General features: G+C 63.5%; 15 protein-coding genes and 1 pseudogene. 5 read left to right on the plus strand and 11 right to left on the minus strand.

Features of this window, described 5'->3' with window-relative positions:
* Positions 1–24: 24 nt before the first annotated feature.
* The 5 genes and pseudogenes from BPHYT_RS26215 to BPHYT_RS26240 form a co-directional block, all read right to left on the minus strand.
* Positions 25–717, minus strand: coding sequence for an HAD family hydrolase (locus BPHYT_RS26215; protein ID WP_012427143.1), 693 nt, complete (start codon positions 715–717; stop codon positions 25–27).
* A gap of 15 nt (positions 718–732) precedes the next feature.
* Positions 733–1,773, minus strand: a pseudogene (gene gnd, locus BPHYT_RS26220) (phosphogluconate dehydrogenase (NAD(+)-dependent, decarboxylating)); the annotation flags it as partial.
* Positions 1,774–2,158: 385 nt separating this feature from the next.
* Positions 2,159–3,493 carry a sugar efflux transporter gene (locus tag BPHYT_RS26230; protein ID WP_012427145.1) on the minus strand — a complete coding sequence of 445 codons (1,335 nt, stop codon included), beginning with the start codon at positions 3,491–3,493 and terminating at the stop codon, positions 2,159–2,161.
* Between the two features lie 172 nt (positions 3,494–3,665).
* The gene (locus BPHYT_RS26235; RefSeq protein WP_012427146.1) at positions 3,666–4,202 is read right to left on the minus strand and encodes a hypothetical protein; all 537 of its coding nucleotides are present in this window, start codon (positions 4,200–4,202) and stop codon (positions 3,666–3,668) included.
* A 145-nt stretch (positions 4,203–4,347) separates the two neighbouring features.
* Positions 4,348–4,644, minus strand: coding sequence for a DUF2628 domain-containing protein (locus BPHYT_RS26240; RefSeq protein WP_012427147.1), 297 nt, complete (start codon positions 4,642–4,644; stop codon positions 4,348–4,350).
* Positions 4,645–4,903: 259 nt separating this feature from the next.
* Between BPHYT_RS26240 and BPHYT_RS26245 the strand changes: the two genes are divergently transcribed.
* Complete coding sequence (locus BPHYT_RS26245; RefSeq protein WP_012427148.1) at positions 4,904–5,224, plus strand: thioredoxin family protein; 321 nt, start codon at positions 4,904–4,906, stop codon at positions 5,222–5,224.
* A gap of 51 nt (positions 5,225–5,275) precedes the next feature.
* Positions 5,276–5,695, plus strand: a complete 420-nt coding sequence (locus BPHYT_RS26250; protein ID WP_012427149.1) for a secondary thiamine-phosphate synthase enzyme YjbQ — start codon at positions 5,276–5,278, stop codon at positions 5,693–5,695.
* 16 nt (positions 5,696–5,711) lie between these two features.
* Here BPHYT_RS26250 and BPHYT_RS26255 read toward each other — a convergent pair whose 3' ends face one another.
* Entirely contained in the window at positions 5,712–6,734 is a 1,023-nt protein-coding gene (locus tag BPHYT_RS26255) for an alpha/beta hydrolase (protein ID WP_012427150.1), read from the minus strand.
* A 117-nt stretch (positions 6,735–6,851) separates the two neighbouring features.
* On the minus strand, positions 6,852–9,005 hold the full coding sequence (locus tag BPHYT_RS26260) for a hybrid sensor histidine kinase/response regulator (RefSeq protein WP_012427151.1): 2,154 nt from the start codon (positions 9,003–9,005) through the stop codon (positions 6,852–6,854).
* A gap of 307 nt (positions 9,006–9,312) precedes the next feature.
* Here BPHYT_RS26260 and BPHYT_RS26265 point away from each other — a divergent pair, with 307 nt between their 5' ends.
* Positions 9,313–10,878, plus strand: a complete 1,566-nt coding sequence (locus tag BPHYT_RS26265) for an FAD-dependent oxidoreductase (RefSeq protein WP_012427152.1) — start codon at positions 9,313–9,315, stop codon at positions 10,876–10,878.
* Positions 10,879–10,906: 28 nt separating this feature from the next.
* Positions 10,907–11,089, plus strand: a complete 183-nt coding sequence (locus BPHYT_RS26270; protein ID WP_012427153.1) for a hypothetical protein — start codon at positions 10,907–10,909, stop codon at positions 11,087–11,089.
* Positions 11,090–11,232: 143 nt separating this feature from the next.
* Here BPHYT_RS26270 and BPHYT_RS26275 read toward each other — a convergent pair whose 3' ends face one another.
* The 3 genes from BPHYT_RS26275 to glgX all read right to left on the minus strand — a co-directional run bounded on the left by BPHYT_RS26275 (position 11,233) and on the right by glgX (position 15,960).
* Complete coding sequence (locus BPHYT_RS26275; protein WP_012427154.1) at positions 11,233–13,266, minus strand: AI-2E family transporter; 2,034 nt, start codon at positions 13,264–13,266, stop codon at positions 11,233–11,235.
* Between the two features lie 145 nt (positions 13,267–13,411).
* Complete coding sequence (locus BPHYT_RS26280) at positions 13,412–13,591, minus strand: DUF2934 domain-containing protein (RefSeq protein WP_012427155.1); 180 nt, start codon at positions 13,589–13,591, stop codon at positions 13,412–13,414.
* A gap of 152 nt (positions 13,592–13,743) precedes the next feature.
* Positions 13,744–15,960, minus strand: a complete 2,217-nt coding sequence (glgX, locus tag BPHYT_RS26285; protein ID WP_012427156.1) for a glycogen debranching protein GlgX — start codon at positions 15,958–15,960, stop codon at positions 13,744–13,746.
* 268 nt (positions 15,961–16,228) lie between these two features.
* Here glgX and BPHYT_RS26290 point away from each other — a divergent pair, with 268 nt between their 5' ends.
* Positions 16,229–16,633: a PRC-barrel domain-containing protein gene (locus BPHYT_RS26290; RefSeq protein WP_012427157.1), complete on the plus strand. Its 405-nt coding sequence runs from the start codon at positions 16,229–16,231 to the stop codon at positions 16,631–16,633.
* Positions 16,634–16,840: 207 nt separating this feature from the next.
* On the opposite strand, the gene BPHYT_RS26295 is transcribed toward BPHYT_RS26290, so the two are convergent.
* The gene (locus BPHYT_RS26295) at positions 16,841–17,299 is read right to left on the minus strand and encodes a response regulator (protein ID WP_012427158.1); all 459 of its coding nucleotides are present in this window, start codon (positions 17,297–17,299) and stop codon (positions 16,841–16,843) included.
* Between the last annotated feature and the right edge of the window lie 141 nt (positions 17,300–17,440).

Below are 17,440 nucleotides of genomic sequence, written 5' to 3' on the forward strand. Positions count from 1 at the left end.
TACGCCGCAAACCGCCGCGAACCGCTAGCCTTTCTCCGCCAACAAAGCGTCCACGTCGATCTCCGCCAATTCGCCGATCCGCTCCACCGTCACGTCCGCCGGTGGATTGCTGGCGATCTCTTTCGGATCGAACGCGTAATGCCCCTGGCGGGGAAACACCGTCGTCAGTTTTGCGCCCCACGCCTTTTTCATGGCCGTGAGAATGCGCAGCTTGTCGTCGACCATCACATAGTGGCGCGCGGGATAACACTCCATCACCTGGTCGAGCATCAGCTCTTTGTGGATGTAGATCAGCACGCGCCCTTCGACCTGGTCCCATAGCCCCGAGCGGGCGATCTTGCGCGGCTGGAACACCACGTCGCCGTCGGAGAGGATCACCGTGGGGCCGCGCTTGCCCACATGATCAAGCGCATCCAGCGCACCCGGATACAGGCGGTTCGCAAACGGATATTCGATCAGGAACGACGACATCAACAGCAAGCGCGTGTCCCGTGGACGCTCGGAGCGATACCGCTGCAGCGCGCCCAGATAGTCGGCATAGCCGAGCTCGGTGCGCAGGTTCTCGAAGATTTCCCAGTACCGCGCGCTGTTCTCCGCGCCGAACTCACGCATCATATGCGCGCGCAGATCCGCGAGCACATGGTCGTTGTCCAGCAAGGTGTTGTCGCAGTCGAATAGAAATACGACGTCGTGCGGCGTAGAGGTGGTGGCTGGCATCGCGGCTCCCTGGAATCAGCTTTTCGGCTTGTCGGACGGCGTGGCCGCTTTCTCGGCGTGGCCACCGAAATCGTTCCGCATGGCCGAGAGCACCCGGTTCGCGAAATCCGCCTCGCCGCGCGAACTGAACCGCGCAAACAGCGCCGCGCTCAGCACCGGCGTAGGCACGCCTTCGTCGATGGCGGCCGCCACGGTCCAGCGCCCCTCGCCTGAATCGGATACGCGCCCTGCGTAGTTCTTCAGGTCGACGTCGCTCACGAGCGACCCGGCGATCAGATCGAGCAGCCAGGAACTGATCACGCTGCCACGCCGCCAGACCTCGGTGACGTCGGCGAGATTCAGATCGTACTGGTACAACTCGGGGCGGCGCAGCGGCGAGGTTTCGGCGTCGGCCTCGCGCGCATGTTTGCCGGCGTCGGCGTGATGCAGAATGTTCAAGCCCTCGGCATACGCGGCCATCATGCCGTACTCGATACCGTTGTGAACCATCTTGACGAAGTGCCCCGCACCCTGCGGCCCGCAATGCAGGAAGCCCTGGTCCGCGGTGCTCGATCCGGCGACACGGCCCGGCGTGGCCGGCTCCGAGCCGGCACCCGGCGCGAGCGTCGCGAAAATCGGTTCGAGCCGCTTCACGACCTCCGGCTCGCCGCCGATCATCAGGCAGTAGCCGCGCTCGCGGCCCGCCACGCCGCCGCTCGTGCCGACGTCCACATAGTGAAGCTTGCGCTCGGCCAGTTCGGTGCCGCGGCGAATGTCGTCGTGGTAATAGGAGTTGCCGCCGTCGATCACGATGTCGCCCGGCTCCAGCAAGGGCACGAGCTTCTCGAGCGTCATGTCGACCACGGCGGCCGGCACCATCAGCCACACGGCGCGCGGCTTGTCGAGTTGCGCCACGAGGTCTTCCAGCGACGCCGCGCCCGGCACGCCGTCCTGTTTCAGCTTCTCGACCGCCGCCGGCTGCACGTCGTAGGCGATACACTGCTGACCGCCCTTCGTCAGGCGCCGCACCATGTCGGCGCCCATGCGTCCCAATCCAATCATGCCTAGCTGCATATCTCGCTCCGGAAAGTGCCTCGTTGCGCTGCTGGATGTGCTTCGACGATTTGCTTCGTTCTACTGCGGCTCTGCTGCGTTTTCGCTGAGCGCTTCAGTTGCGGCGCCAGGTTTCGCGCATCGCTACGCTCACTGTAGTGGTGTTTTTTCGCGTGCGCCGGACACACGGTAGCAGCCCAGAAGCGCTCTTGCAGCGAAGCGGGCAGCGCCGTATGCATCGAAAGACGATACGCCCTTTTGCAGAGGTTTTGCGCGGCGTAAAGTTCCTCGCGGTTGCAGTTGCGCTGGATTGCGAGGTGCGGCGCGCGCACAGGCTTCGATTCGGCTGACTACCTTCTTACAGTTCGTTTCGCCGCTGGAGCCGTCGCAGCGGTTTCAGTCGCCGCGTCTAACGCTGCCGCTCCCGCTGTCTGGCCTGCAGCTTGCCATATTGCGAACGCGCAAAACGCTTCACGGCTTTCCACATCAACGGATAGCGATCGCCCGGCACGGCGAACAGCACCAGCGCGCACAGCGCCAGCAAGCCGCAGAACAGAAACGTGCCGCGATAGCTGAACGCCTGCACCAACAAGCCCGACAACACGCCCGAGAGAATCGAGCCAACGCGCGCCGCGTTGAAGAACAGCGCCGTGGCACGGCCCGGCGCGTGCGGCATCAGGTCCTGCACATAGGTCATGCCAAGACACGAGGTCACGGCGACCACGAAGGCGTTGAGCATCTGCATCGGGATCAGCACGTGGACGCTCCCCGCCAGCGACATGCCGACGAAATACACCGCGTGCACCGCGGCGCAAGCGGCTAGCCAGTTAGGCTTGTGCAGCGCCGACGACTTCGCGCCGAGCGCGAGCATCATCGGAATTTCCATCAAGGCGCCGAGGCCGAGCATGATCGATACGTCCAGATGCGTGCCGTTCAGCCCGTGCACGATATAGAGCGGCAGCACGATCATGGTCGCGTTCGCGGCGAGGCCGAGCAGCGTGAGCGCGGCGACCGCGCGGCCGATGTCGTTGGCCGAGGCGACGCCCGGCAGATTTTCGTGCGCCTCTTCGCCTGGCGTGGTGAGCGGCGGCACGGTGATCGAGGCCGACGGCTCCGACGCGGTGTCTTCCACCGTGTGATCGCCCAGATGGCCTTGCGGCTCGCGCATGCGCCAGACGATCGTCGCGCACGCGCCGAAACTGGCCGCGGCGAACAGGAAAAGGCCGTAAAAGCTGCTGGCGGCGAGCACCAGCGCGCCCACCGACGGCCCGAACACCCACGCCGCCGACAGAATGGTCCGCAAGGTCGCGCTGGCGAATACGCGCTCCGCCGGATCCGCGACCGGCAAGGCCGCGCGACTGAACGAGAACACCATTGAAATGGCCGAGCCGCCCGCGCCGATAAAGACGATGCCGACCACCAGCAGCAGCCGGTAATCACGCACCACGCACAAACACAGATAGCCGAGCGCCGCGGCGATCAGCGCGGCCAGCAGCAAGGGCCGGTGCCGTCCGCTCGCGTCGCTCCAGCGGCCCGCGAAGGTGCTGGCGAGCACCCCGCTCGCCGCGATCAGCGTCATGAACACGCCCAGCCTGAACGGCGTCATGCCGGCGCGCTCGACGCCGAACAGGGAAAGATAGGGAGCGGTGAACGACATCGCCACGCCGAGCATGAGCGTCGCGGCGGCGAGCGGCTTGAAGCCGGGGATGCGCAGTAGATCGAAAAAACGCGAGGTCTTTAACACGAGGGGCGGTGGGTCAGGGAAAGCGAGCCTGCGACGCGCGATGCACGCCGCACACTTCGTGGCCGGAACGACCGGGGCATTATCGGCTTAGCTTGCGGGCGCGTAAACCCGCGCCATCGCGTCCCAAAATTGCAGGCCGTCCGGTTGCCGCACGGCTGACCACGTGAGCACGCTATTTGCCGTCCATTGCGCGCATTTGCTGCGCTTGCGCCTTGTAGTCATAGGTCGGATAAAACTCAGTGCGATAGCCGCCCCATGCGGTTGTTTCGATCGCCCGGTTGACTTCGCGCAGACGGCTCGCGGGCACGCGCAGCGTGACCACTTGGCCGATGCCCATCATCACGTACCACGACACCACTTCGATGCCGGGCGGCGGAAAGGTCTTGAAGAAACCTTGTGCGCGCAACTGGTCGTTGATCTTCGGCAGCGGCTTGGACTCGTCGTGGCGCAGGAAGATGGTGAGCAGGAAGGTGTCGTCGGGTGCGGACGCCGCCGATGCCGCCGGTGCTGCCGGTGGGGACGCTGCCGCCCCGGCGGTGCTCGACGCGCCGGGTGAGCCGGTCATGCCGGCGTTTGGCGCTGCGCTCGGGTCCGCGCCATATGCAAGCGGCGCACTGCCGAGCGACACGGCCAGCGCCGCGCCGGCCAGGTTGCGCAGCAGCGGGCCGGACAACCCGGCGGAACGGCGTGGAGCGACTGCATTGGGCATGGGGTGCCTCCATGACGCGGTTGGGAATAGGTTTGACGGCGCGCGCTTCGGTCTCTATGTTTCGGTCCGTTTCGTCTCGGTGCAAACAGCACGCGCCGCGTATGGCAAGCAATATCCACTCCCGCGCGGCACGCTCAACCGCGCGTTACAGCACGACGTAACCGCGTTTCTCCAATGTCCAGCGGTGCCACTGATTGCCATACATCCCGCAAGCGATACCGAACAGCACCGACAGCACGAGTCCGATCAGGTCGGCAGTTTCGCCCCATAAACCCGAGCAGAAAAGCAGCAGATTGATCGCCAGCATGACGAAAGCAGCAAACCACATCTTCTTCGACAACGCCCACACGAAACCTAACAGACACGCGCCCCAACTGAAGCCGGTGGCCACCGCGACGGTTTCGTCCTTGCCGGGATACCGCAGATAAATCTTTTCGCCCATTTCTTCCCTTTCCGCCCTCGATGATTCGCCGCACGTCGGTGACACCCGGACGAATGTTTAACACGCCACGCCGGCAGGAATATGAGTTTGCGTGAAATTCACACCACCGAGCTTCGAGCCGCGCTGCCCGCGCACTCAGGCGAGGCCACGCTCACTGACGATCCCGCGCATAGCTGCTACTCTTGGCGAATCCATCCGCAGGGGACGCCGCCACGGCGCGATCCCCTGCCTGCACAGGTTAATCCTCTCCGGAGCACGCATGGCAACCCAGACCGCCTATTCTTCCAAAGCCCCCTCGCGAGCCCAACTCGACGCCCTGCCGGGTGCCACCCTCGTCGAATTCGGCACGGACTGGTGCGGCTACTGCCAGGGCGCGCAGGCGTCGATTGCCCAGGCTCTCGAAGCGCACGACGGCCTCAGGCATCTGAAGATCGAAGACGGCCCGGGCCGGCCGCTCGGCCGCTCGTTCAAGGTCAAACTCTGGCCCACGCTGATCCTGATGCGCGACGGCGCGGAAGTCGCGCGCGTGGTCCGCCCGGCCAATGCGGCGGCAGTCGCTGACGTTCTGACGTCGCTCTAAGGTCTCGCGGCGCATGCTGCATCTAATGCACCGCCCCACCCGATCACTATCATGCGACAAGCCATCCACCATCTGAGCGTCAAGGCCCGCAACCGTGGCCTCGTCGAATTCACCGACGAAGCGCGCCGCTTCGTCGCCGCGCAAGGCATCGAAACAGGCCTGCTGACGCTGTTCTGCCGCCATACGTCCGCCTCATTGCTGATTCAGGAGAACGCCGACCCTTCCGTGCAACGCGATCTGGAGCGGTACTTCGCGACCCTCGCGCCCGAAGACGCCGAGCGTTACGAACACGACGCCGAAGGCACGGATGACATGCCGGCCCATTTGCGCACCGCGCTCACGCAAGTGCAACTGTCGGTGCCGGTCGAACACGGGCAGATGGTGCTCGGCACGTGGCAAGGCCTATATCTGTTCGAGCATCGCCGACACACGCAGCAGCGTGACATCGTGCTGCATCTGATCGGCGAATGACGCGCGGCTCACCGCGTCACAGCGGCGCCCCGCCGAACGCCTGACGCTGCGCGAGCGACACGAAGGCCTGCGCGTCGCGCGCCGCCTGCACCACCGCCGCCATGCCGAAGAACTCGTGCGTCGCGCCCCGATAGTTGCGATGCTCGATGGGCACGCCCGCGCCGTGCAGTTTCTGCGCGAGCTTCTCGCCGTCCGAGCGCAGCGGATCGATACCCGCCGTCACGATCACGGCCGGCGGCAAGCGTGACAGATCCGCGCTCACCACGTCGATCAACGGACTGGTGAGATCGCTCTCGCTGTTGATCACGTTATGCATGAACCACAGCATCATCGACTTGTTCAAGGGTTTGGCGTTGCGGTTCTCTTCATAAGAGATCGACACGATGTTGTTGCTCGCCACCGGATAGATGAGCGCCTGGTGCATCGGCATGCGGATGCCGGTATTGCGCGCGCGGATCGCTACGTTGATCGCCAGATTGGCGCCGGCGCTCTCGCCCATGATCGCGATCTTGTCCGGATTGCCGCCAAGGTTCATCGCATTGCCGATCAGCCAGCCCCATGCGGCGAACGCGTCGTCGTGCGCGGCGGGCAAGCGGTGTTCGGGCGCCTGGCGGTAATGCGCGGACACCACGATGGCGCGGCTTTGCGCGGCCATCGAGCGTGGTGTGGCGTCGTAGGTATCGAGATCGGCGATCACCCAGCCGCCGCCGTGGAAATACAGAATCAGCGGGAACGGCCCTTCGCCTTGCGGCGTGTAGACGCGCGCCGAAATACTGCCGGCCGCGCCCGGAATCAAGATGTCCTGGTCACGCACCGCTTCAAGCTCCAGCGCGGGCCGCGCGCTGAATGCCGGGTCCTGCATGAGTTTTTTGACGGCGTCGGCAGGCGTGGGCTGCTGCCTCGCCTCCTCCACCGTGCAATCTTCGATGGGCTTCGGGTCGAGACTCTTGAGCGCCTCGAGCACCGCTTTCATGTCAGGATCGGCATGTCCCGTTGGATCCATGCCGACCATGCCTTTGATCGTATCGCCGAGTGTCATGTCCGTGCTCCTGCGCAAAGTGAGGGGCACGGATTCATCGGAGGCTTTCACGACGGGCGCTCGACAACCGTGCATGCGGTCAATTTCAGCAAGGGCTATACCCGTGAATGGCGAGCCTTACGGTTCACACGCCACGAGCGCGTGCAGTTCGTCGATATTGAAGGGCTTGGCGAGTATCGCCACGCCAAGGCGTCGCGCGCGTTCGAGTTCGTCCGCGTAGCCGGTCATCAAGGCGATCTTCTGCGACGGCCACGCGCTGCGCACCTTCTCCGCGAGGTCGATGCCATTGAGTTTGCCCGGCATCTGGATGTCGGACAGCACGAGTTCGAAGCGCGCGCCACCCGTGAGGACGTCGAGCGCCTGGTCGGCGGTCAGCTCGTGGCGCACCTCGCAGCCGAAAGTCTCCAGCACCGCCGCCACGCCTGCCGCGACTTCTTCGTTGTCTTCGACCAGCAGTACGACCCCGCTCGGCGGCGGCACCGGCGCCGGCACTGTCTCGGCTTGCACGACCGTTGTCTTGCGGCGGTCGCGATAGCGCGGCAGATACATCCTCACCGTCGTGCCGCTGCCCGGCACGCTGTCGATCCTCGCCGTGCCGCCCGCCTGTTCGCACATGGACAGCACCTGTGCAAGGCCGAGGCCGGTGCCCGAACCACGCAGCTTGGTCGTGAACAGCGGCTCGAAGGCGCGCCGCGCGACGGCTTCGGGCATGCCCTCGCCGTCGTCGGTACAGGCGATCAGCACGTATTCGCCGTCGGGCAGCAAGGTGTCGCTGCCGACCAGCCGGTTGTTCTGGCAACGAATCACGAAGCGGCCGCCGCGCGGCATCGCATCGCGCGCGTTGACGGCCAGATTCATGATGGCGAATTCCAGATCGGTCGGATCGGCCAGCACCTGCCAGACGTTCTCGACCATGTTCAAGGCGAGCTCCACGTTGTCGCCGAGCGCGGCGTCGATCAGAGGCGCGGCGGCGGGCAGCCACGTGGCGAGATCGAGCGGCTGCTGTTTGAGCGGCTGCTTGCGCGCCACGCTCAGAAGGCGCCGCGTGAGCGATTCGGCGCTGGCGGTGGCGCGCTCTACCGCGAGCACTTCTTTCTCGACGTTGTTGAAGCGCTTGAGCCGCGCGAGCTCCGTGTTGGCGGAAACGACCATCAGCAGATTGTTGAAATCGTGCGCGACGTTGGCGACGAGATTGCCGAGCGCGCCCATGCGCTGCAGTTGCCGGCTCGAAGCTTCGGCGGACAGACGCATCGCCACTTCGCCCTGCCAGCGTTCCCACGCGCGGCGCTCGCCTGCCAGTTGACGCAGCGAGTAGAACACCAGCAGCCAGATGGCGATGCAGGGCAGCGCCGTCAGTGCAGCGATCATGACGAAGTGCTGCCGCCATGCTTTACCGATGGACGAAGTGGCGTAAGCGCTCATCACATAGAGCGGATAGTCGCCGACGCGGCGAAACGCCAGCAGCCGCTCCACGCCGTCCACCGTGGAATCCAGACGGACGTGGCCAAACAGTTGTCTGTCGCGCAACGCCTGGGTGAATTTGCTTCGCGGGCTGGGCTGCGCGCCCGCCGGCCACGGCGGATAGCGCACCAGCAGGCTGCCGTCCTGGCGATACAGGCCCAGCGCGAGCGACGCATCGCCGTTGGTCAGCTCACGATAGAAGCGCGAGAAGTACTCGTTGCGCAGCGCCACCGAGACCACGCCGAGGAACTGGCCGTTGTCGTCCGAGCGGCCCGTCGCGGTGGTAAACACGTTGGTTTGCGAGAGCGGGCCGAACATCGGCAGAGAAAAATACGGCTGCGGGCGCATCGCTTTCGCGCTGATGAAGTCCTCGCGCTGCGCGATCGACAGGGCCGGCGCGGGATACGTGCGGCTCGACACCAGCAGATCGCCTTTCGCGCCAAGCAGATAGATCGACGAAACCTGCGGAAAGTCGCCACCGATTCCGTGCAGACGGTCGTGCAGCATCGCTTCGCGCGCGCGGATCTGCGCGTCGTCGTCATTGCCGAGCAGTTCGACGATGCGCGAGGACATCTGCTGGTTCAGATCCATCACCTTGACGGCCTGTTCCTCGGCGACGCGCGCGAGCCGGTCGATCATGTCGTTCGAATCGGCAATCCGGCGCTGGTAGTCGAAGTAGCCGTAGGCCGCAAGACAGATCAGAGGAAAGGCAATCGACACAGCGAGGACGATCAGCAGCATGCGCCGCGTCGCCGCGAAATTGCGCGACGGCATGGGGAAATCGACTGCTGCACGTTCCGCACGTTGCACGGTCACGATCTCCATAAAGGTCAACACAGGTCAGGCACGCCCAGGGACGCCATGGCACGGCGTACTCGCCGCATGTTCGTGCGCTGTTTCTTTTTCCCTGAATTTACCGCACTTCAGCGGTTCTCCATAGTGCGCCGGCCACGGATACCGGGATTGCGGGGAGCGCGCAGGTGGGCACATGACTTGCTGAACGACAGGAGTTCTACAACCGGAAAGCGTGCTGCATTGCGGCGTGCTCATGCGGGTTGCGCTGCTTGCGCTGATTTGCGCTGCGCTTTTTCACTCCACCGTCCGCGAGGAACCGGCCATGCCTACGACTGCCCGATGCGTCGCCAAGCTCTCGCAATTGCGAACCGACCGCGCTCAACGTGTCGTGGTGAACGACGAAAAGATTCTGCTGGTGCGCGACGGCGATACCGTGCACGCCTACTCCGCCGATTGCCCGCACGCGGGTGCGCCACTCGAAGAAGGCGCGCTCTGCCACGGCCGGATCATCTGTCCGTGGCACAAGGGGACCTTCGACGCCGCCACCGGCAACGTGCTCGAACCGCCCGCGCTGGTCGGGCTCGATCGCTATCCGGTGGTGGTGACCGGCGACGACGTGATGGTCACGCCGGAAAAGATTCCACAACCAGCGCGCAACGCCAACGCCAAAGAACCGCATTACGTGGTGATCGGCGCGGGCGCGGCAGGCGCCGCCGCTTGTGCGGCCCTCCGCGAATCTGACTTTAGCGGCCGCATCACGCTTGTCGGCTATGAACCGCATGCACCTTACGACCGCACCGCGCTGAGCAAATTCGTCCCATCCGGTGAAATGTCGCCCGTCGACGTCCCTCCGCTTCTTGCGCCGGACTGGCTCGAGCGGCACGACGTCGAGCGCATCGTGCAGAAGGTTGCGCGGCTCGATGTGCCCGCCCGCATGATTCATTTCGAAAACGGCGCCGCACTGACGTACGACACGGCCTTGCTTGCGACCGGCAGTGTGCCGAAGCTTCCCCATATTCCTGGTGTGGAACTCGGCGGCGTGCACGTGCTGCGCAGTCTCGACGATGCCGCCGCGCTCGTCGACGCCATCGGCGACGATGCCGGCCAGACTCAGGTCGTCATTCTGGGCAGCAGCTTCATCGGACTCGAAACGGCTGCAGCGCTGCGCAAACGCGGCACGCCAGTCACCGTCATTTCGCCGGAGAAAGTGCCGTTCGCGCGGCAGTTCGGCGAGCGCGCGGGCGCGATGTTCCGCGCGCTTCACGAGCGCAACGGCGTGGTATTCCATCTGGAAGCGAAGGTCGCTTCGCTCGAAGGCGAAGAAGGCAGCGTGCATCAGGTGATGCTCGAAAACGGCGAGCATGTCGCCGCCGACATCGTGCTATTGGGCACGGGTGTGACGCCGGCCACTGGTTTTGTCGAAGGCCTGCCGCTGCAAAAAGACGGCGGCGTGCTCGTCAACGCGGGCATGCAGGCCGCGTGCGGTCTCTACGCGGCGGGCGATATCGCCGTGTTTCCGCTGCATGAAGATCAGGAACCGGTGCGTATCGAACATTGGCGCGTTGCCCAGCAGCATGCGCGCATTGCCGCGCAAAACATGTGCGGTGCGCGGCATCGCTATGCCGGCGTGCCGTATTTCTGGACCTATCATTTCGGCAAGAACTTCGAATATCTCGGCCATGCGAGCGAGTGGGACGAGATCGTGACCGACGGCGACCTCGATCGCCAGCAATTCCTCTCGCTGTACCTGAAGGACGACAAGGTGGTCGCCGTACTTGCCTGCGAACGCGAAGCGCAGACCGCGCGTCTGATCGATGCCATGAGAAGCGGTGTGTCGCGCGCGGATGCGTTGGCAATCGTCGGCGGCGCTTCGTGCGTCACGAAATGAACAACCGGTAACCTGAAGGAGAAACGCCATGACAGAACACAAGGAAAAGCACCCGCACTCGAACAAGAGCGAAAAGCAGATCGACAAGCAGGTCGAAGACAGCTTCCCCGCCAGCGATCCGCCTTCCACCGGCGGCACCACGAAGATCGTCCCCGACAAGGATGCCGCTTCGAAAGACCAGTCGGCCGCAAAGAAGCCGGCTGCACACTAGGCCGCGCTGAGCCGCGTCAAGCGGAGATGAACCGCCCTGCCGCTTTGCCGGTAGGCGGTTTTTTCAATGATGTATCGTGCCGTTCAGACGCGCTGTGAGCATCGCCGGGCAAAGAGAACACCTTTCAGTGAAATCGTGGCGACCTAACCGTTGACCACGATGGGCAGTACTTTCTCGGTTCCGCTTCTCGCCGAATCGACACGCCGGCAAGCCGCGAGAATTTCCTGCAGCGTGCTCGCATAACACTCCGCCCCGACAGCGCTTCGCAGATCTGCGCTCCACTTCTCCGTATCCTGCGCCGCCCACAATCCAACCACGATCGACACGTTCGGCAATCGTGCGCGAATGCGCCTGACCAGATAGCGCAAATGCGACGGGACACCGTCGATCTGCAAGTAGAGAATGCAGACGATGCCGACATCGTCCGCGTCGAGTTGATCGATCGACGCGCGCGATGCGGCCTCATGCGGCAACGCACGTGACGCAAATCCGTGCTTGGCTAGCAACTGCAACAGGATAGTGGTCGCTAATGCGTCGAGCGGGCCGCGTCCGGGAATGCACAGCACGCGGCTGCTCGCAGCGACCGGCGACTGGTTCGTTGCATGAGTTTCTTCCGAATGGCCTGACGTAACGGACGGCGGATTCGCTGCTTCAGTTCGTGCAACATTGGATTCGTCGGAAGCTGCAGGCGACAACGGCCCTGCCGCACTCCAGTTTTCGTTCGCGGCAGAGGTGACCGGCTCGCGGTCGTCATAACCGTCGAGGCCGTCCACGAGGTCGTTCGTCGTCGCCTCGATGCGCGCAAGCTGCGTCGCCGTGACGCTCCCGCGCATTACGTCGTTGGCCGCGAGCTGCAGGCCCTTGATCGCGACCTCGTCGTAGTACGAGGACAAGGAGCGCTCGCGCAGCAGCAGTTCTGCTTGCTCGATCGCTTCGTCCGGGTCGCCCGCCAACGCACGCTGATAAAAGTTTTCCACGGGCGTCAGCGCGGGCTGGTCGCCCAGCAGCACGTCGAGAAACTCCAGGCGCCGCACATGCCGGCCGAGTACGAGCAAACAAAGCGTCAACGGCGTGGACAGAATCAAGCCTATCGGCCCCCAGATCCAGCTCCAGAAAATCGCGGCCACCACGACCGAAAACGGCGAGAGCCCCGTGCTGCGTCCATACAGCAGCGGCTCGACGATCTGCCCGACTAGTACTTCCACGCTGACGAACAGCGCCAGCGACCAGATCGCCATTGTCCAGCCCGGACTCACCGCGGCGGCGAGCGCGGTGGCCAGCGTGGCCGAGATCCATATGCCGACGTAAGGCACGAGCCGCAGCAGCGCCGCGAGAATGCCCCACAGAATCGGACTCGGCACACCGATCATGAACAGGCCCGTGCCGATGATCACGCCGACGCCCGCATTCAGCCCGAGTTGCGAAACGAAGTAACGGCTCAAACGCCGCGCGGCTTCGTCCATCACCGTGGTCGTGCGGTGCAGGTCGCGCGAGCCGAACAGACGGATGGCGCGGTCGCGTAGATCGTCGCGTTGCAACAGGATCACCACCATCACGACGAAAACGATAAACGCCGTTTCAAGCGGACTGATCGCCGGCGACAATACGCGTCTCGCAAGTTCGAATGGCGTCGGCACCGGCTCGCGCACTTCGACGGGCACGGCAGCGGGCTCGCTGGCTGTCGAACGCGCACTGTCGCGAGAGGCCGGGCCACGCTGAGGCGCCGGTTGCGGCGGCTCGACCGTCGCGCGCTGCAGCGCTTGGCCTGCCGCACTCGCAAAGCGGTTCAGTTTGCCGATGGTCAAACTGTGCGCCGTCTCCATCTTCTGCTCGATGGTGGCCTGATAACGTGGCATGCCGGCCGCAAGATCGGTCAGTTGCGTGGCAATCACCGCGCCGAGCATCCCGATCACCGATACCGAGATCACCACGGCGGCGAACACCGACGCCACATGCCCAAGCCGCAAACGCATCAACGCATTGGCGAGCGGCGCGACAAGAAAGCTGAGCAGGATGGCGAGCGTGATCGGGATCAGTACGGCGCTCGCGAAGTACAGGCAAGCGACCACCGTCACGCCCACCGCGAGCGAGATCAGGCTGTCCAGGCTGAAGGCCGTGGCGGGCGCTCGAATGTGCGTGGCCGGTCTCACGCCGCGCGGTTCGGGGATGTCCTTCATTTGCGCAAACCTGTCCGGTTGTGTTCGGTACCCGTTCCTGTCAGACGGGACGTGCGAGGCGAATTGCGCACGCCGACGCGCTGTAGTGCATCGCGCATGTGGTCAACCTTCGCGTTCAACCTTCTGTCGCGTTGCGATAGCGCGCTTACTTCACAGGCTCGCCGGAATCCGGCCCACTTTCCACCGGCGGCGCTTCCTTCTCTATCTCGGCGCGTGCCTGATCCCAGTACTCGTCGGGCGTACCCTTGGGATCTTCAGCTTGCTCCCACAGGTAATAAGCGCGCATGCGGATTTGTTCCTCTTGAGAGGTTTGTTCCTGTTCCATTTGATCACCTCGGTTGAACCTGGCGTGGGCCGATGTCGGCTACTGTACTGCGCGCAGCCGCCGCAAAAATAGCGGCTCGCGCGCAGTTGCTAACAATCGAGCAAGCGCTATACCCGGCGCGCCAGTTCGACTGCGTTTCACGCCCGGGTCCGTCACGCTCCGGCGGAGGGTTCGCTTTCGTCAGTGGTGAGCTGCTCTTCGAGGCGGTCGAAGACACGCTGCGTCGCGCGGTTCGGTGCGTCTAGGGCGAACAGAAGGAGCGAGCGCCCCGTCACCTGATACGCGTCGCCGGCACTGAACTGCGGCAATTCGGAACGCACCGGCATGTTGGTGTCGACCAGGCAGGTCCACCGGTCGCCCTCGGGAACGTCCGGCAGCGTGAAGTTGACGACATCGTGATGCGCATTCAACACCAGCAGCAAGGTCGCGTCCGAGGCCGGCCGGCGAATGCCGCTCGCCTGCGCGCGGCCGTCGATCACGAGGCCGAAGCAGCGCATCGACGGATCGTCCCACTGCTCCTGCGAGAGATCCGTGCCGTCCGGCGAGAGCCAGCGCGCGTCGGTCACGTCCAACGCCTCGTTGTATTCACCGATGATAAAGCGGCCACGCCGCAATACCGGCAGACGATGACGCAGCGTGGTCAGATTCTTGACGAACTCGGTAAGCGCGCGGCCGTCGTCGTCGATGGCTTCCCAATCCACCCAACTGATCTCGTTGTCCTGGCAATAGGCGTTGTTGTTGCCCTGTTGCGTGCGGCCGAATTCGTCGCCCGCGAGAATCATCGGCGTGCCTTGCGAGAGCAGCAACGTGGCCAGAAGATTGCGTTTCTGGCGCTCGCGCTGTTGACGAATCTCCGGATCGTCGGTCGGACCTTCCACGCCCATGTTCCAGGACTTGTTGTCCGAGTGGCCGTCCTTGTTGTCCTCGCCGTTGGCTTCGTTGTGTTTGTCGTTGTATGAAACCAGATCGTTGAGCGTGAAGCCATCGTGCGCGGCGATGAAGTTCACGCTGGCCCACGGGCGCCGGCCACGATGATTGAACTTGTCGCCCGAGCCGGTGAGGCGCGTAGCGAGATCGGCGACCTTGCCTTCGTCGCCCTTCCAGTATTCGCGCACCGTGTCGCGAAAGCGGTCGTTCCACTCGGCCCAGCCGGGCGGAAAGCCGCCGACCTGATAGCCGCCCGGGCCGCAGTCCCACGGCTCGGCAATCAGCCGCACGCTCGAGAGCACCGGGTCCTGCCGGCAACTGTCGAGGAAACCGCCGCCCTCGTCGAAGCCGTGCAGTTCGCGGCCGAGAATCGTCGCGAGATCGAAACGGAAACCGTCCACCTTCATTTCCGTCACCCAGTAGCGCAGGCTGTCGGTCACCATCTGCAGCACGCGCGGATGCGAGAGGTTCAGCGTGTTGCCGGTGCCGGTATCGTTGATGTAGTAGCGCGGCTCGTCGGGCATCAGGCGATAGTACGACGCGTTGTCGATGCCCTTGAACGAGATCGTCGGGCCACGCTCATTGCCTTCCGCGGTGTGGTTGTAGACCACGTCGAGAATGACTTCGAGATTGTTGTTGTGAAAGCGGTCCACCATCTCCTTGAACTCGCCCACCGAATCGATCGACGAGGCGAAGAAACGCGGATCGGCCGCGAAGAAACCGATGGTGTTGTAACCCCAGTAATTAGTGAGGCCTTTATCGAGCAGATAGCTGTCGTTCACGAAAGTTTGAATCGGCATGAGTTCGACCGACGTCACGCCGAGGTTCCTGATGTAGTCGAGCACGACCTGTTGCCCAAGTCCGGCGAACGTGCCGCGCAGATTTTCCGGTACTTCCGGATGCCGTTTGGTAAATCCGCGCACGTGGGCTTCATAAAAAATCACGCGCTCCCACGGCAGCGCGTTGCGCTCGGGATGACTCCACGAAAAATTGGCGTCGACCACCTTGCACTTCGGCACGAAGGGCGCGCTGTCGCGCTCGTCGAAAGACAGGTCGCCCTCTTCGGAATCCAGCGTATAGCCGAAGATTTCCGGCGCCCATTTGAGCTCGCCGATATGCGCCTTCGCATAGGGGTCGAGCAGCAGCTTGTTCGGATTGAAGCGATGGCCCTTCTCGGGTTCATAAGGGCCATGCACGCGATAGCCGTACACCGCGCCCGGTTTGAGGTTTGGCACGAACACATGCCACACCTCGTCGGTATATTCCGGCAGTTCGATGCGTTCAATTTCGTTTTCGCCTGTTTCATCGAACAGACACAATTCGACCTTGGTGGCGTGCGCCGAGAACAGCGCGAAGTTGACACCGCTCCCGTTCCATGTCGCGCCGAGCGGAAAAGGGGTGCCCTCCGCGATGCGCGACGAGTAGTTGGCCTGGAATGACATAGTGGTTCCTGTGGAAGCAAGAGGCGCTGGCGCGCGTGTTTTAGTCTAGGGGTGGATCAGTCGATCCAGGAAATTCCGGCCGCATGGAATGCACCATCGGAACGTCGAACAGCAAGCTCGCTAATTAGCAAATTCCGGACCTGAGAGCAGTCGTGCAAGTGTTCGTGTGTCGCGGCACAACTCTTGCAGCCGGCATGGTGAAGGCCGACTCAGTGAAGCGCAGCGCGGCAGAAGATGCGCCGCACATGTCATCAGGGAGAAAATCATCATGCAACGACTACAGATCAAACCGCTGGCCGCCACCGCCCTGCTTCTCGCCACACTGGCCTCGTATGGCCATGCTTACGCTCAGGGCGCGCCTCAGGCGATTACGGAGAAACGGACGGACGTGGTGCAACTCGCAAGTGGCTACCGCGCGTCGAAGTTGAGTGGCGCCGATGTCTACAACAAATCCAAGGATACGATCGGCACGTTGGACGATCTGATCGTCTCACCGAGCGGCGACCGCAGCACGTATGCAATTCTGTCGGTAGGGGGATTCCTCGGCATGGGCAAGCATCTGGTCGCCGTGCCGTTCAACGATCTGCAGATCAATAACCGCCGTGTGGTGCTGCCCGAAGCCACCAAAAAGTCGCTCGAGGCGTTGCCTGAATTCAAGTACGCTCCGGACTGATCAAGGCCTTTGATTGCACTGACCCGCTGCAAGGGACTAGCCTTGCAGCGGGTTCTTTCTTTGGCATCTGCAATGTGATCGGCAAATCCGTTCGGCACGAACAATATATTCAATTAACCTAAATAATTGGCGTGCCGCTCAGCGCTCGATTCGCGGCGAATTCCACTATTGCTGAATGGGGAATTTCTTTCAAACCGCGCGCAGCCTTTACGACGGACCGGCCGCGTGCAGCGCCGCCGCCGATTCAAGCACCCGCAACAGACGCTCAGGCGTCAGCGGCTTCGCGCAATGCGCGTCGAAACCAGCGGCTTTCGCACGTGCGCGGTCGTCACGTGAGGCAAACGCTGTACACGCGACCAGCAACATATGCGAAGTCGAAGGATGGGCGCGCAGGCGCCGGGCCAGTTCAAGGCCATCCAGCCCCGGCATCTTGATGTCCAGAACGACCGCGAACGGCTGCCACTCACGCGCCATTTCGCAAACGGCAAAAGGGTCCTCCAGCGCCCGGCACTCGAAGCCGTCGGCCACCAGCAACATCTGCAATGCCTCTGCCGCTTCCTGGTAATCGTCCACCACGAGGACGCGCCGGTGCGATGCCATCGCGTACTGAATAGGCCGCCACACTACGACGTCTTCGTTATCGTCCATCCGGTCGTCGAACGTCACCCTCTTCTCCTTGGCATTTGCGCGTGCCACTCGCGGGCACTTCGGAACCTGCGTGCAAGATTCGCTCCTGACACGCGAACAAAACTCATCGTTTGCCAGACGATGGTTTTCCAGTTGCGTCGCCTTCGCGACGTACGCCCT

It is taken from the genome of Paraburkholderia phytofirmans PsJN, assembly GCF_000020125.1.
GTDB classification, from domain to species: domain Bacteria; phylum Pseudomonadota; class Gammaproteobacteria; order Burkholderiales; family Burkholderiaceae; genus Paraburkholderia; species Paraburkholderia phytofirmans.